16 protein-coding genes are annotated in these 14,951 nt (G+C 71.1%); 5 read left to right on the forward strand and 11 right to left on the reverse strand.

Translation table 11 applies throughout. The features are described 5' to 3' along the window. Positions 1–2 precede the first annotated feature (2 nt). Genes ACH4U7_RS06695 through ACH4U7_RS06720 form a run of 6 tightly spaced genes read right to left on the reverse strand, consistent with a single transcriptional unit; the run spans position 3 to position 6,012 of the window. Positions 3–1,736 (reverse strand): AMP-binding protein, encoded by a 1,734-nt coding sequence (locus ACH4U7_RS06695; protein WP_398526886.1) that lies wholly within the window; start codon positions 1,734–1,736, stop codon positions 3–5. Beyond that, complete coding sequence (locus tag ACH4U7_RS06700) at positions 1,733–2,977, reverse strand: aminotransferase class I/II-fold pyridoxal phosphate-dependent enzyme (protein WP_089506342.1); 1,245 nt, start codon at positions 2,975–2,977, stop codon at positions 1,733–1,735. Before ACH4U7_RS06700 ends, ACH4U7_RS06695 begins: the two co-directional genes overlap by 4 nt. After that, complete coding sequence (locus ACH4U7_RS06705; protein ID WP_398526887.1) at positions 2,970–3,269, reverse strand: acyl carrier protein; 300 nt, start codon at positions 3,267–3,269, stop codon at positions 2,970–2,972. Before ACH4U7_RS06705 ends, ACH4U7_RS06700 begins: the two co-directional genes overlap by 8 nt. After that, positions 3,269–4,102: an acyl-ACP desaturase gene (locus ACH4U7_RS06710; RefSeq protein ID WP_398526888.1), complete on the reverse strand. Its 834-nt coding sequence runs from the start codon at positions 4,100–4,102 to the stop codon at positions 3,269–3,271. The genes ACH4U7_RS06705 and ACH4U7_RS06710 overlap by 1 nt, the downstream gene beginning before the upstream one ends. Before the next feature lie 3 nt (positions 4,103–4,105). Continuing rightward, a complete protein-coding gene (locus ACH4U7_RS06715) occupies positions 4,106–4,378 on the reverse strand; it encodes an acyl carrier protein (protein WP_398526889.1) in 273 nt (90 codons plus the stop codon). Then, a complete protein-coding gene (locus ACH4U7_RS06720) occupies positions 4,375–6,012 on the reverse strand; it encodes a fatty acyl-AMP ligase (protein WP_398526890.1) in 1,638 nt (545 codons plus the stop codon). The genes ACH4U7_RS06715 and ACH4U7_RS06720 overlap by 4 nt, the downstream gene beginning before the upstream one ends. A 446-nt stretch (positions 6,013–6,458) precedes the next feature. Between ACH4U7_RS06720 and ACH4U7_RS06725 the strand changes: the two genes are divergently transcribed. Together ACH4U7_RS06725 and ACH4U7_RS06730 are read left to right on the forward strand one after the other, a co-directional pair. Continuing rightward, positions 6,459–8,105 carry an FAD-binding oxidoreductase gene (locus ACH4U7_RS06725; protein ID WP_398526891.1) on the forward strand — a complete coding sequence of 549 codons (1,647 nt, stop codon included), beginning with the start codon at positions 6,459–6,461 and terminating at the stop codon, positions 8,103–8,105. An 89-nt stretch (positions 8,106–8,194) separates the two neighbouring features. After that, positions 8,195–8,620 (forward strand): organic hydroperoxide resistance protein, encoded by a 426-nt coding sequence (locus ACH4U7_RS06730; RefSeq protein WP_398526892.1) that lies wholly within the window; start codon positions 8,195–8,197, stop codon positions 8,618–8,620. A 76-nt stretch (positions 8,621–8,696) separates the two neighbouring features. Here ACH4U7_RS06730 and ACH4U7_RS06735 read toward each other — a convergent pair whose 3' ends face one another. The 3 genes from ACH4U7_RS06735 to ACH4U7_RS06745 form a co-directional block, all read right to left on the reverse strand. Beyond that, the gene (locus ACH4U7_RS06735) at positions 8,697–9,689 is read right to left on the reverse strand and encodes a pyridoxal-phosphate dependent enzyme (RefSeq protein WP_398527018.1); all 993 of its coding nucleotides are present in this window, start codon (positions 9,687–9,689) and stop codon (positions 8,697–8,699) included. 92 nt (positions 9,690–9,781) lie between these two features. Continuing rightward, a complete protein-coding gene (locus ACH4U7_RS06740; protein ID WP_398526893.1) occupies positions 9,782–10,171 on the reverse strand; it encodes a nuclear transport factor 2 family protein in 390 nt (129 codons plus the stop codon). Positions 10,172–10,275: 104 nt separating this feature from the next. Then, on the reverse strand, positions 10,276–10,857 hold the full coding sequence (locus ACH4U7_RS06745) for a hypothetical protein (protein WP_398526894.1): 582 nt from the start codon (positions 10,855–10,857) through the stop codon (positions 10,276–10,278). A gap of 202 nt (positions 10,858–11,059) precedes the next feature. On the opposite strand from ACH4U7_RS06745, the gene ACH4U7_RS06750 reads away from it, so the two are divergent. Continuing rightward, a complete protein-coding gene (locus ACH4U7_RS06750) occupies positions 11,060–11,914 on the forward strand; it encodes a DUF427 domain-containing protein (RefSeq protein WP_398526895.1) in 855 nt (284 codons plus the stop codon). A gap of 267 nt (positions 11,915–12,181) precedes the next feature. Here ACH4U7_RS06750 and ACH4U7_RS06755 read toward each other — a convergent pair whose 3' ends face one another. Further along, positions 12,182–13,141 (reverse strand): M48 family metalloprotease, encoded by a 960-nt coding sequence (locus tag ACH4U7_RS06755; protein WP_398526896.1) that lies wholly within the window; start codon positions 13,139–13,141, stop codon positions 12,182–12,184. Beyond that, positions 13,138–13,509, reverse strand: a complete 372-nt coding sequence (locus ACH4U7_RS06760; protein ID WP_398527019.1) for a BlaI/MecI/CopY family transcriptional regulator — start codon at positions 13,507–13,509, stop codon at positions 13,138–13,140. Before ACH4U7_RS06760 ends, ACH4U7_RS06755 begins: the two co-directional genes overlap by 4 nt. A 152-nt stretch (positions 13,510–13,661) precedes the next feature. Between ACH4U7_RS06760 and ACH4U7_RS06765 the strand changes: the two genes are divergently transcribed. Together ACH4U7_RS06765 and ACH4U7_RS06770 are read left to right on the forward strand one after the other, a co-directional pair. Then, on the forward strand, positions 13,662–14,327 hold the full coding sequence (locus ACH4U7_RS06765; protein ID WP_398526897.1) for a DedA family protein: 666 nt from the start codon (positions 13,662–13,664) through the stop codon (positions 14,325–14,327). Next, positions 14,324–14,929, forward strand: a complete 606-nt coding sequence (locus tag ACH4U7_RS06770; RefSeq protein ID WP_398526898.1) for a phosphatase PAP2 family protein — start codon at positions 14,324–14,326, stop codon at positions 14,927–14,929. The genes ACH4U7_RS06765 and ACH4U7_RS06770 overlap by 4 nt, the downstream gene beginning before the upstream one ends. Positions 14,930–14,951: the final 22 nt, after the last annotated feature.

Consider the following 14,951-nt stretch of genomic DNA (forward strand, 5'->3'; position numbering starts at 1 on the left):
ACTCATCCTTCCTCGGGGCGCTGCGGGCGGTGGGCGACCACTTCGCCGGGCAGTTCCTGGTCCAAGTACTGGGTCAACATGAGGCGGCGCCGGGGCTTGCCGCTGGAGGTGCGCTGGATGGTGCCGCGTCGGCAGCTGAAGACGGTGACGTCCACGACGCCGCCGATGTAGAGGGACAGCGCCTCGGCCAGCCGCTCGGCCCACTCCCCCGGCTCCAGTTCGGCGAGCACCACGATCCGGCGGGCGTCGACGAGGGTGGCGCAGCGGTAGCGGTCCACGCCGGGGGTGTCGCCGAGCCGGGCGTCCAGGTCCTCGGCGTAGATGTTGCGGCCGCGGACGCTCAGGGCGTCGCCCAGCCGGCCGATGACATACGTCTGGCCGTCCAGCAGGAACCCGGCGTCTCCGGAGTACACGCTGCCATCGACGAACCGGGACGAGCTCTCGGCGTCCGGCGGCTCGTACCCGGCGGCCACGCTGTCGCCGGACAGCAGGAGTTCGCCGAGATAGCCGTCGGGCAGCGGCCGGCCCTCGGGGTCCACGGCGGTCAGCGAGACGCCCTCGATCGGGGTCCCCGAGCTGACCAGCCACTGGGCCGGGCTGTCGGCCGCGCCCGCGTCCCGCAGAGTGCCGCGGGCGAGGATCTTGACCGGCTGCTCCGGGGCCAGCGACTCCCAGTCGAGGTGGACCGCCTGCGGTACGGTGCCCGGCGCGTGTCCGGTGATCCCGAGCGTCATCTCGGCCATGCCGTAGCAGGGCGTGAACACGGCGGGGTCGAAGCCGTACGGCTCGCACAGCTCGGTGAACTCCCACAGCCCGCGCGGATCGTGGCGCTCCGCGCCCAGGGTGGCCGAGCGCAGGGTGGAGAAGTCGGCGCCCTTCAGGTCCTCGGGCTTGAGCCTGCGGGCCGCGTACGCGAATCCGAAGGACGGCGCCGCGGTGTACGCCATCCCTTCCCGGGCGATGCAGTCGATCCAGCGCCGGGGGTCGTAGATGAACTGCTCCGGGCGCATCAGGGACAGATCGCCCTGCTGGGACACGATGGTCATCAGACAGCCCACGAGCCCCAGGTCGTGGTACATCGGCACCCAGCTGACGGTCTGCAGCGAGCCGTCGTAGTCGATCAGCCGGCTGTTGCCGCGGGCGTTGGCCTCCATGTTCGCCCAGGTGATGCGCACCCCGCGGGGGCTGCTGGTCGAGCCGGAGGTGAACTGGAGGGTGGCCAGCTCGGCGGCGGGGACCGCGCTGAGCCGGTCGGTCTCGGTGCCGGTGGAGAAGTCGCTGGAGAGTACGGCGACCGGACCGCCGCCGTCCTCGCCCGCCGCGTCGGCGGCGGCTGCTGCTGCGTCGGTCAGTATCGACAGATGCACCGGGTCGCCGACCACCGCCGAGGCGCGGGTCAGCCGCAGGACGCGGGCGACATGGCGTACGTAGTCCTCGCGGCCGCCGAAGCGGGCGGGCGGCGCGATGGCCGTGGGGACGAGCCCCGCGTTCACCGCGCCGAAGTAACCGGTGACGAAGCCGACGCTGTTGGGCGTGGCCAGCACCACGCCCGGGCGGTCCTCACGCGCCCGGGCCCGGAAGGCCGCGCTGGCCAGGGAGACCAGATGGGCCAGATCGGCGTAGCTGTAGCGGTCCCACTCGCCCGAGCCCCGTGCGAAGCGCATACCGCGGTCGGTGCGCGGGGCGACCAGCCAGGACAGCAGCGGTGAGGGAGCGGCACCGGGCGCACCGGTCACGGGGTGTCCGCCTTCCGCTTCATCACCTTCTGCACCTCGGCGAACACCTCGAGGGCCTGTTCCAGCTGGGCCTGGGTGTGGGTGGCCATCGGGCAGATCCGCAGCATGGCGCCCGTCGGCGGGACCCCGGGGTACAGCGCCACACCGGTGAACACCCCGCGGTCGTACAGCTGCCGCCACCACTCCATGGCCAGGTCGTCGTCGCCGAGGATGACCGGGATGATGGGCGTCGTCCGCTCGGGCAGGTCCGAGTCGGGGCCCATCGGCAGGCCCAGGCCCTTGAGTTCGGTGCGCAGAAAACGGGAGTTGCGGCGCAGTTGCTCGGCGAGTTGGTCGCCTTCGGGCGAGCGGCGGATACGTATGGCCTCCAGCGAACCGCCCAGGGCCGCCGGGACACCGACCGTGGTGAACACGAAGGCGCGCGCGGTGATCTGCAGGTAGTCGATCAGCTCGCGGCTGCCGGCGATGAACCCGCCGACGCCGGCCAGCGCCTTGGACAGGGCGCCCATCCGGATGTCGATCTGGTCCTGGACGCCGAAGACCTCGGCCGCGCCGGTGCCGTGCTCGCCGAGCACACCGAGGGAGTGCGCCTCGTCCAGCATCACCGCCGCGTCGTTCTCGCGGCAGATGTCCAGCATCTCGTCCAGCGGCGGCAGGTCCCCCTCCATCGAGTACAGCCCGTCGAGGATGACCAGGATCCGGCCACCGTCGGCCTTGGCCCGGCGGACGCTGTCGGCGAACAGATCCATCCGGTTGTGCCGGAAGCCGCGCAGCTTGGCCCGGGAGAGCCCGGCCCCGTCGAGCATCGAGGCGTGTGCGAAGGAGTCGGACACCACGGTGTCGCCCACGCCCACCAGGGCGCTGATGGTGCCGATGTTGGTCTGGAAGCCGGTGGTGAACAGCAGGGTGGACTCGACCCCCAGCCAGTCCGCCAGCTCCTCCTCCATCTCCCGGTGCAGGGCCGTGGTGCCGTTGAGGATCCGGGAGCCGGTGAGCGAGGTGCCGTAGCGGTCCACCGCGGCCTTGGCACCGGCCAGCACACGGGGATGGCTGGCCAGGCCCAGGTAGTTGGGCGACCCCAGCATCAGCCGCGGTGTGCCCTCCATGGTGACGACCGGGTCGAGCAGGGATTCCGCGTTACGGAAGAACGGCAGGTTTCCGTTGGCGACGCCGCGGTGGTACGCGGTGACGAACTCCGACGACTGCAGGTCCTTGAGCCAACTCGCCGTGTACTCAGGCATCGTGGGCCCCCTCGCCCTCGGTCTGGGCGCCGCCGCCGGACACGCGCACGATGTAGTCGACGGCGTCCCCTACGGTGCGGAGGTCGATGGCGTCCTCTTCGCCGATCTTCACGTGGAAGGTGTCCTCGAGCTCCTGGGTGAGGGTGAGGATGTCGAGCGAGTCGATGCCGAGGTCGGCCTTCCAGGTCGCGCCGCGCACGATGCGCTCGGCGGACACCCCGCGGACCACCAGGTGGTCCAGGATCACCTTCATGACCTCGTCATCCGTCACCCGGGTCGACTGCTCTGCCATCACGCGTCCTCTCCTTGGTCCTGGCCGTCCCGGCGTTCCCCGTCTTCTTGGCGCAGTTGTCCCCGGGCCCTGACCAGATCGCGGCGGCTGACGCCGACCTTCTTGAGCGTCGGCATCAGGACGTCGCGGAAGAACACCTCGCGGTCGATGCCGATGACCTGCATCACGGCCAGCCGCTTGTCGTAGTCGGGCAGCAGGTCGTAGGCCGGCATCTTGAATTCCTTGACCACATGCGCGATGTCCTTGAGCGTGCCCTCGTGGTCCTCCTGAAGGCAGGCCTGGAGCGTGCGCCGGTAGAAATCCGCGTGCGCGGCCTCGTCCCGCGCGATGTAGCGGCAGATCTCGGCCATCACCGGATCGCCGAGGTCACGGGCCCGGTTCAGCTGCTGCCGATAGCTCATCCAGGTCGTCTTCTCCTGGATGGCGCCGTACACGAACATTCTGCGCGGGGTGGAAAACGGCATCGTCCACCGCCGGCTCAGCACCCTCTTCTCGAATTCCCGGATCTGCTCGTCGGTGCGCTGTCCGGTGCGCAGCAGGAATTCCTTCAGGGCGAGCGCGTGCTTGGACTCCTCATAGCCCCAGTTGACCTGGAACCAGGCCTGCCCGAAGGATTCCCGTACGACATTGAGCCCTTCGGCCACATAGTCCGGCAGATACATCTCGACGCCGAGGAAAGTCTCCGCGCACTGGGCCAAGCTCTCGTCCCGGCTCTGCTCCTGCCATTTGTCCCACGGAATATCGTCGAAAACACTCCAGCGGCGGCGGCGCTCGGCGAGTTCGAAGAACTCCATGTACTGCCGGTACAGCGTCTCCTCGGAAAGGAGGTCCACGGCTCAGCCCTCCCGGACCGCGGGCTTACCGCCCCGGATCAGTTCGACGACATCGCCGACGGTGCTGACCCCGAACAGCACGTCGTCGTCGAAGCTGAGCCCGGTCTGGTCCTCGATGGAGACGATCAGCTCGAGGGTGGCCACCGAGTCGAGGCCGATCTCCCCGATGTCGTCCGCCGGCGTGAACGTACGCTCGGCCAGCCGGGCGTCCACCTGCGCCGCGGCCTTGGCGACGATGCTGAGCGCTTCTTCTTCCGTCAGATCGGCGGTCGTCACTTGGCTCCTCCATGGCCCGCGGGGCCGTTGTGGGAATACGCGCCCTGGGAATACGCGTCGCGGCAGGCGGCGCGCCGCAGTTTGCCGCTGCTGGTCTTGGGCAGCGTGCCGGGCTTCACCAGCACCACGTCGTCGGGCGTCACCCCGACCGAGCCGCGGACCCGGGTGGCGATCTGCTTCGCGAGGTCCGGGGGCGAACTCGCCGGCTTGTGCTCGGCGACCACCACCAGGCGCTCGTCGGGAGTGGAGAACGCGATCACATGGTCCGGGCGGACCCCCGGGAGCCCCAGAGCGGCCCATTCGATGTCCGTCGGGTGGTACTTGCGGCCGTGGTGAATGACCAGGTCCTTCGTCCGGCCGGTGACATACAGCTCACCGTCGCGCAGAAAGCCGAGGTCGCCGGTGCGCAGCCAGCCGTCCCGGAAGGTCTCCTCGGAAAGCTCGCGCGCCCCCCAGTAACCGCGCGCGACGCTCCCTCCACGGATCTCGATCTGCCCTTCCTCGGCTACGTCGGCGAGTTCGCCGGAGGCGGCCCGGATACGGGCTTCCCAGCCGCTGAGCAGCGGCCCGCAGGAGACGATCTCGCGCGTCCCGGTCGCCTCGGCCCCAGGTGCGACGTCCACCGGACAGACGGCACCCCGCTCCTCGAAGGCCGCCCTGTCCACCGACAGCGTGCGAAGCCCGTCGCCGATCGTGGTGAAGGCCACCCCGAGGGTGCCTTCCGCCAGCCCGTAGGACGGGGTGATGGCGTTCGCGTCGAACCCGACGCCGGCGAAGCGCTCGGCGAACTCCCGCATGGTCCGCGGCCGGACCGGCTCCGCGCCGACCCCCGCCACCCGCCACGCGGACAGGTCCCAGCCGGCCATCTGCTTGTCGGTCGCCCGGCGGGTGACCAGCTCGTAGGCGAAGTTGGGGGCGTAGGAGAAGGTGGCGGAGATCTTGGACATCCAGTCCAGCCAGGTGGTGGGCCGGCGCGCGAACTCGTAGGGCGGGATGAACCAGACGGGGACCTCGTACACCAGCGGCCCGAGCATGCAGCCGATGAGCCCCATGTCGTGGTACAGCGGCAGCCAGCTGACGAACCGGTCGCGTTCGCCGGAGGTCCCCAGCGCCTGGTCCATGGCCCGGGCGTTCTCCAAGAGGTTGTCGTGGGTGACCACGACGCCCTTGGGCATGGCGGTGGAGCCGGAGGTGTACTGCAGGAAGAGCGGCTCCCCGCCCTCCGCCTCCACCAGCTCCCCGGTCGGCTCCCCGGCGGCGAGCTCCGCGTAGCCGATGGGCTTGGTCCCCACCGCGTCGACGCAGATGCCGAAAAGCGACTCGTCGGCGATGATGTGCCGCGGCTCGCATGAGGAATGGATCGAGTGCAGGCGCTCCCGGTATGCCTCGATCCGGGTCAGCATGGCCGGCGGGAACACCGGTACGGGGATGACTCCGGCGCGCACCATACCGATAAAGGCGACGATGAACTCACGCTGACCGGACAGCATCAGAATGCCGCGGTCACCTCGCCGAAAACCCGCAGAGGCGAGCCTCCTGCCGAAGTCCTCACCGGCGGCCTTCAGCTCCGCGAAGCTGAGAAAGTCAGTGGAATCCCCGGAGACGAACGTGAACCCCTGGGACGTTGATGACAACCGAGCGATGACACGAGAAAAGCTCACGTGCTGGAAACCTCCGCGTGCACGTACACCCCTTGGCAAGGGGGCATCGTTTTGCCGGGCCGCATTTTCGGTCCCCGGCGTCGTACGACACGGCAAGAAAATACCGAGGCTCGCACGCCACGGAATCCGGCACCCGATGTAGTCAGCGCTGCAACCAGAGCGGAAGTCCGGCATCAACCTTCCGCGGCACGCCGGATCAACCTCAGGGGGTGGGCGGCGGCGCGCGTGCCGCCGGGGGACTCCGTGCCCCCGGGCGGCGGGGGGAGTCGGGGGTGGAAACCCCCGTGGGGAGGTGGTGCGGGATGTACCCCGGATCCGCTGTGTAGCCCACCTCTCAGGGCCGCCGTATCTCCCTACCGTCGTTGTGCGCCACCGCATGGCGCACAACACCCCTTCCCCCGAACGGCCAGGAGCCGACTATGAGTTCACACGACAAGCAGGGGCGGCGCACCGTCCTGCGGGCCATGTCGGCGGCGGGCGCGGGGCTGGCGCTGACCCCGTCCGCTGCCCGGGCGGCTTCCGCCTCCCCGGACGGTGCCGCCGCCGGCTCCGGCACATGTGCGCCAGGGTGGCTGCCCGAAGGCCCGCTGCGTGTGTCCCCCGCCGACCCCCGCTACGCGCACCTGGTCGCGCGGGGCGCAAGCAACCGCTTCCGGGGCAGGCCCGACCATGTCTACCTGGTCGGCTCGACGGAGCACGTCGTACGGACCGTACGGGAGGCCGTCCGATCCGGAGCACGGCTCGCCGTCCGCAGCGGCGGGCACTGCTTCGAGGACTTCGTCGACAGCCCCGACGTCAAGGCCGTGATCGACATGTCCCCCATGGCGGATGTCTCCTTCGACGAACGGCGCCGGGCGTTCGTCGTCGAGGCCGGGGCCACCCTCGGCGAGGTGTACCGGAAGCTGTACCTCGGCTGGGGCGTGACCTTACCGGCCGGGTACCACGCCGAGGTGGGCGCGGGCGGACATGTGCCCGGCGGCGGATACGGACCGCTGTGCCGGCTGTTCGGGCTGGTCAGCGACTATCTCTACGCGGTGGAGGTCGTCGTCGTTGACCACGCGGGCGAGGTGCGTGCCGTCGTGGCCACCCGGGAGGAGGACGACCCGAACCGCGAGCTGTGGTGGGCCCATACGGGCGGCGGGGGCGGCAACTTCGGCGTCGTGACCCGCTTCTGGTTCCGCTCCCCCGAGGCCACCGACGACACGGACCCGGCCCGGATGCTGCCCACCCCCACCAGGACCGCGCTCACCTTCACCGCGGACTGGAGCTGGGAGGGGATGGACGAGGAACGCTTCACCCGCATGGTCCGCAACCACGGCCGGTGGGCCGAGCGGCACGGCGCCGCCGACGACGAGAACGCCGCGCTGTACGCCGAGTTCGCCCTGACCCGCCGCGCGGCCGGCGCCCATCTGCTCCTCGGCCAGGTCGCCGCGGAGCCCGGCGCGGACCGCCGGCTCCTGGACGGCTTCCTCGGCGCGGTGAGCGCGGGCACCACCCGGCCGGGCAATCTGAAGGTCCAGCGGCTGCCCTGGCTCACCGCCGCGCTGAACGGTTCGGGAGAGGCGGTGGGCGACTGGCACATCAAGATCAAGTCGGCCTTTCTGCGGCGCCGCCTGACGGATGCCCAGCTCGCCGTCGTACACCGCCACCTCACCCGCGCGGACACCGATGTGGTCGCCGGGAGCGTCGTCCTCAACACCTACGGGGGCGCCGTCAACGCCCTGTCCCCCGCCGATACGGCCATGCCGCACCGCGACTCCGTCATCAAGCTCTCCTGCCTCGCGTCCTGGGCCGAGCCCGATCAGGGGCCTGACTATCTGGCCTGGATCCGCGAGTGCTACCGGGACCTGTTCGCCGACACCGGAGGCGTCCCCGTACCCGGCGAGGCCGCCGACGGCGCGTTCATCAACTACCCGGACACCGACCTCGCCGACCCGCACTGGAACACCTCGGACACGGCCTGGCAGACCCTCTACTACAAGGACAACCACTCGCGCCTGCGGGCGGCCAAGGCGCGCTGGGACCCGCGCGAGGTCTTCCGTCACGCGCTCTCGATCCGCCCCTGACATGCATCACCCCCTTGACAGGTGACGCACGCGGCCGCCAATATCGTCACCACCCAAACAGGTGACGGTAACGAGAAGAGGGAATCTCCATGGCTGCCACATACACCGCTGTTGTCACGGCGACCGGAGAGGGGCGCAACGGAGGCCGGGTCGCGGCCGACGACGGCCTCCTCGACACCACGCTCGCCATCCCGAAGGAACTGGGCGGCGCCGGCGGCGCCACCAACCCCGAGCAGCTGTTCGCCGCGGGGTGGGCGGCCTGTTTCATGGGGGCGGTCAAGAGAGTCGCGGCGGAGCGGAAGACCGGCCTGAAGGGCGTGGCGGTCACCGCGGCCGTCACACTGCACCACGACGACGCGGACGAGTTCGGCCTCAGCGCCGTTCTCCGCGTCGAACTGAGCGGCGTGGATCAGCAGACCGCCGAGGAACTGGGCGCCGGCGCCCACCAGGTCTGCCCGTACTCGAAGGCCACCCGCGGCAACATCCCGGTCACCATCGAAGCGACCGCGGCCTGAGCGAAGCAGAGCGCCTGAAGCCCCGGGGCTGTCAGCACAACGGCCCTCAGAACGACGGCTGTGAGAACGACGGCTGTCAGATACGGGGCCACCGCACGGCCGTGTCGGCCACGGCGGAACGGGCCCGCGCCAGCGTCTCGGCATGCCCGAACAGGCCGGGCAACCCGCCGGTGTGCAGGAACACCGTGCGTCGGCCGGGGCGCACCTGGCCGTCGCGGACGGCCGCGATCAGACCGGCCAGGGCGCGGCCGGTGTAGATGGGGTCCAGGACGACGCCCTCGGTGCGGGCGGCGGTGGTGAGGGCGTCCATGACCGGCTCGGTGAGCGCGGAGTAGCCGGGCCCGACCTGGTCAAGACGCAGCCGCAGGGGCGCGCCCGCGGGGCCGCCGCCGGCCGGTCCGCCGACGACCAGGCCACCGATCAGGCCGCCGACCAGGTGGCTGACGGTCTGTTCGGGGTCGGCGACGGCCCCGCAGTGCACCCCCAGCACCCGTTCGGCGCCCAGGGAGTGCACGAGCCCGGCCATGGTGCCGCCCGAGCCGAGGGCCACGACGACCGTGGACAGATCGGGAGCCTGTTCCAGAAGCTCCCGCCCCGCCTCGACATACCCCTGGGCGCCCAGCACGCTGGAGCCCCCGAAGGGAATCACCACCGGCCGGGCCCCCCGCCCGCGCAGTTCCTCGGCCACCGCGGCCACGACGGCCTCCAGCTCCGCCTCGCCCACCTCCCCGGCCCATACGACGCGTGCGCCGAACAGACCGTCGAGCGCGATATTGCCGGTCATCCCCTCACTCGGCGCCCCGGCCAGCACCAGCACCACATCCATGCCCAGCCGCGCACCGGCCGCGGCCGTCAGCCGGGCGTGGTTGCTCTGCGCGGCACCGCTGGTCACCAGGGTGGTCGCACCCTCGGCACGGGCGGCGCCGGCGGTCCACTCCAGCTTGCGGACCTTGTTGCCGCCGCCACCCAGTCCGATCAGATCGTCACGCTTGACCCACAGGTCGCCCGGCTCCAACCCGACCGCCCGCGCCAGCCGCGGCGCGGGCTCCAGCGGCGTGGGCCGACTCATCAAGTGGGCCCGGACGGTTTCCTGATGCTCTTCGGACACGTTGGCCGCCTTCGCTGTGCAGTGGGACGACCTTGATAATGCCCCGGGCGTGGTCAGCCCTGAGCGTTCTTGGCTGCCTGGGCCGCCTCGGCCGCCGGGAGACGGTCGAAGATCGTGGTGATGTGCTTGATCTTGCCGTCCTCGATCGTCATGTACTCCGAGCAGCGGAAGTCCTTGATCCACTGGGTGTCGAAGCTGTAGACGATCGCGGCGCTCTCCTCATCGGCGAGCACCTTCGTCACAGTCGCCCTGGCCAGCACGTCGACGAACTTCTGGGTGAACGGACGGTACGCCGCAACACCCTCGATCCGGCCGGGAGGCGCGTCGCAGACGACGTCCTCCTTCAGGAAACCCAATGCGGTCTCGACATCCCCGCTGGTCCACGCCTTGGCGTAGCCCTCGGCGATCCGCTTGGTGTCGGTCGCGGTCGCGGTCACAGCCATGTCCTTCCGTAGCGGCCGCGTCGTTCAACGGCCTGATGGCTGCATCCTCGGCGAGGTATATGACACCTGGCGTCATATACCTCAGGAACTTGGCACGGCGAGACTCAGGACGCCGGGGTCTTGTCCGCCGCGGTGATCTGACACGTGATGGACGTCCGCTTGCTGTAGCTGGTGGTGTCCGCCATGGTGACCGTCTTGGTGGAGTTCGCGAGCACCGTGATGTATTTGTGCCGGTACCCGATGAGGCCGCCCGACGGATCGTTCCAGCTCACCGCGACGCTGTAGCTGTAGCCCCGCGTCGTGTCGGCGTTGGTGATGGTGACGTCGTACTTGAGCTGCTGGGTCGACGGGTCGTAGTTGCAGTTGCTGCCGTCGGTCTCGTCGAGCCCTTCCGGGTCGTAAGTGCTCGGCGCGGAGGGGGAGTCCGACGGGGTCCCGTACGACGGCGCGGACGAGGGGACGCCCGAGGGCAGGTCGGTCGGCAGGTCGGTCGGCAGGTCCGTGGGCAGATCGGTCGGAACCCCGCTGGCGCCGGACGACGCGCCGCCACTGCCGCCACCGGAGATGAAGCCGCCACCCCCGAGCCCGTCGCTCCCGTTGCTGTGCCTGTCCTTTTTCCCGCAGCCGGTCAGGGCCAACAACCCGACCGCGGCGACGGCGACAAGGCGTGAGGAACGGCGATGCATGTACTACCCCCGTGGGAAAACAGCCGATCAGGCTTTGACGAGCACACGCCACCCTAAATGGCTCCCCGCGCCGAGTTCGCCCCGGGGGGCCGGCCGAGGTGCCATCGCCCCGACAGCCGGTAACATTCCAGACAAAACGCGAGATCCCCCAGGCCGGGGAGGGCGCGACCACGCCAAAAAGCGCGAGTCGAGGTGACCACCGATGGCGACCGAGAGCGTGCGGTACCCGAGCCTGATCGTCCCGGTCGGCCACGTCGAACCCGTACCGCGACGCATCCGGGGGCTGATCGGCGGCCACGTCGTCTTCGACACCCGGCGCGCCCTGTACGTATGGGAGTGGCCCGCCTATCCCCAATTCAGCATCCCGATCGAGGACATGGTCGAGGGTGTGCTGACCGACGACCACCACACCGAGCCTCTGGGCCCCGGCCGCGCGCGGCGCCACTCCCTGCACATCGGATCCGAGGTCCGCCCGGGCGCCGCGTGGCTCTGGACCGACGGCGCCCCCGAGCCCCTGCTCGGCACCGCCCGCTTCGAGTGGAAGGCCCTGGAGTCCTGGTTCGAGGAGGACGAACAGGTCTTCGTCCACCCGAGAAGCCCCTACTCCCGAGCGGACGCGCTGCGCTCCTCCAGCAGCGTCCGCGTGGAACTCGACGGCGTCGTACTGGCCGACGCGCCGCACTGCGTAAAGCTGTTCGAGACCGGCCTGCCGACCCGCTACTACCTCGACCGCACACACATCGCCTGGCCCCGGCTGCGCCCCACCGACACCGTGACCAGCTGCCCGTACAAGGGGACGACGAGCGGCTACTGGTCATTCGACAGCGACACCTCCCCCCACGAGGACATCGCTTGGGCCTACGACTTCCCCACGCCCCACGTCAACCGCATCGCGGGCCTGGTCGCGTTCTACAACGAACACGTCGACCTGTACGTCGACGGCACGCCACTGCCACGCCCCGCCGACCCGGCCGCCGTTCGTCCACAGTTGCGTAGACGAACGACCGGAGCCGGTGGGCCGACGGAGGATGATGCGCCCCAAGATCCTGATTGTTGAGGACGATCACGCCCTGCGGGACGTGCTGCGCCGGGGGCGACGACCACCTGCCCAAACCCTTCCATCTCGCCGAACTGGCCGCCCGGCCGCGCCCTGTGACCAGCGCCCTGAGGGACGGGCAACCGCCGACGGCGGCCGGCGTCTCCGACCGTGGCACAGAGAGCCTGTACGCATCCTGAACGCGAGCCGTTCGGCAGGTCAGGCCGCCCTGGTGATCACGGTGCCCAGGCCCGGGCCGCCGTCCCCGGCGGCTGGGGGCACTCCGGCTCACCCGCCCGGTCGCTCCCCTTGGGCGATCTCGACGTTCTGGTGGAGGGTGAGCGCTCCGGCCCCCGCTCCGGCGAGCGAGAGGCAGGCGGAGAGCGCGAGGAGCACGCCCGCGGCCACCGCCGCGGGATACCCCCTGCCGCGGACCCCGGGCAGCGGTGGCCGCAGCAGCGCCGCGACCCGCTGCGGCACCGGCCCGGAGGTGGCGGCCGGGGCGACGGTGGGGCGGCGCCGGTCCGCGCGGGCCGCGCGGGTGGCGAGGGCCGCACGGCCGATGGCCCGGGCCGTGAGCTGCCGATCGCCGATGGCGGCTGCCGCGGCCTCGTCGGCGGCTCGCTCCGCGGCGAGCCGCACGGCGGCGCCGGCCGGGCGCAGCCCGGGGTGGCAGTGCGCGGCGAGCCCGACGGCGGCGAGGTGGTAGTGGTGGCGGGCGCTGAGATGGGCCCGCTCATGGGCGAACAGCGCCTCGCGCTCGGCCGGGCTCAGGCTGCGGAGCATGGAGGTGGTCACCACGATCCGGCCCGGGGTGCCGGGCAGGGCGTAGGCGTCGGGGTCAGGGCTGTCGATCACGCAGAGGTCGCCGGCCGTGGGCTGGGCGTCTGCCGTCTCCTTGGCCTCGTGGTACTCACCGAGCTGGCGCAGCGCCGAGCGCGGCAGCGCCCAGGCGCACACGGCCAGCGCCCCGGTGGCGGCCGCGGCGAGCGGAAACAGGCCGGGCGCGGCGCCGAGCGGATGGATCAGCTCTCCGAACGAGGCGAACGGCGGGAGTGCCAGCAGGCCGTACAGCGTGAGGGTGCCGAGCGCGGCCAGTGAGCACACGGCCAGCACCACCGTGGTCGCGGTCAGGCACCACAGGGCGGCGGCGGGGGTCAGCCGGGCGACGGCGCGCCGGGCAAGGGGCGGCACGGCAAAGGGCACGAGCAGCGGGACCAACGGCGCGACCAGCAGCGGGGCGATCATTGATCACCCCCTTCGAGGAGCTCCCTGAGCAGGCGCTCGTCGTCGTCGCTGAGCTGGTCGACGAAGCGCGCCAGGGCGACCTCGCGCGCTTCGTCGCGGTCGAGCTCCTGGTGCATACGCCGGGCGGTCAACCCGTGGGAGTCCTGCAGAGGGAAGTAGGCAAAGCCGCGCCCGGACCGCTCCCGGCCGATGACCCCCTTTTCGTACAGCCGCGTCAGGATCGTGGTCACCGTCGTACGGGCCAGGGAGGTCTCCATGCCTCGTTGCACCTGACCGGGGCTCTGCGGCCCCGAAGCGGCCCAGAGCGCGGCCATCACGGTGGCTTCCAGTTCCCCCGCGGGTCTGCGTTCGGGCTGCTTCCCGGCCATCGGCATGCCGTCTCTCCCCTGTTCGTCTACAGTGTCGTAGACCGTCTACTGGATTGTAGTCGTCGCGAGGCCCGAGGGCCCCGCCCCGTTTCCGTGCTGTTCTGTTCCGTACGCCCGCTCTGTTCCGTACGCCCGCCGAAGGGACCGCGCCCGTGACCCTCGACCTGTCCGCAGGCCCACCCCTCGCGGTGAACATCCTGGACGCCCAGTCCCTGCTGTCCGCATTCGGGGTGCTCGGCATCGCCGTAGTCCTGTTCGCCGAGACCGGGCTGCTGATCGGTTTCTTCCTCCCCGGGGACTCGCTGCTCTTCACCGCGGGGCTGCTGTGCACCGCCGGTACGTCGAGCGGGCTCAGGCTCTCGCTGCCCGGGGTCATGGTCGCATCCGCCGCCGGGGCGCTCCTCGGCGCCCACTGCGGCTATCTGCTCGGCCGGCGGGCGGGCGCCGCGCTGCTGGCCCGGGGCCGCTCGCCCCGGCTGCGGGCGGGCGCCGACCGGGCCGGGGAGCTGCTGGACCGCTACGGACACGCGCGGGCGGTGGTGCTGGCCCGGTTCGTGCCGGTGGTGCGCACGGTGCTGAACCCGATGGCGGGGGCGCTCGGTGTGCCGCCGCGCACCTTCGCGGTGTGGCAGACGGCCGGCGGGCTGCTGTGGACCCAGGGGCTGGTGATCGCCGGATTCGCGCTGGGGTCGTCCATCCCGAACGTCGACCGCTATCTGCTTCCGCTCATCGCCCTGATCGTGGTGGTGTCCCTGCTGCCGCTGGCAGCCGAGCTGCTGCGCGCCCGGTCCGTGCGGCGGAAGGAGGCCGGCCGATGACGCTCGCCTACGACGGTTCGGGGATCGACGGCTCCGCGTACACCGCGGTGGTGGATCTGGCGCACCGCACCCCCGGCTGGCTGGACACCGCGATCTCGATCTGGTCCACCTACGGGCTCGCGCTGTTCGCAGTGCTGATGCTGGCGGGCTGGTGGCACGCGCGGCGCAGCGGCCCCGAGGCGGCCGTGCAGGCCCTGGCCGCCCCGGTGCTGGTGCTGCTGGCGTTCGGAGTGAACGACGCACTGAAGCAGGTGGTGCGCGAGGACCGCCCGTGCCAGACCCTGCACCGCGCCGTCCTCGAGGCCTGCCCGGCGCCGGGCGACTGGTCCTTCCCGAGCAACCACGCGGCGCTGGCCGCGGCCGCCGCCGCGGCGCTGTGGTTCGTCTCGGCGCGGCTCGGCGCGGTGGCCACCCTCGCCGCCCTCGCGATGGGGGCTTCCCGGGTGTGGGTGGGTGCGCACTATCCGCACGATGTCGCCGCCGGGCTGGTGATCGGTACGGCGGTGGCCCTGGCCCTGGGCGCCGCCCTGCACCACAAGCCGCACGCCCTGGCCCGGCGCCTGGCGGCCACGCGGCTACGGCCGCTGCTGACCGTGGCGTAATCCGGTGTTCATCCGGAGGGCG

The sequence above is a fragment of the Streptomyces sp. NPDC020845 genome (assembly GCF_044334165.1).
GTDB lineage: Bacteria > Actinomycetota > Actinomycetes > Streptomycetales > Streptomycetaceae > Streptomyces.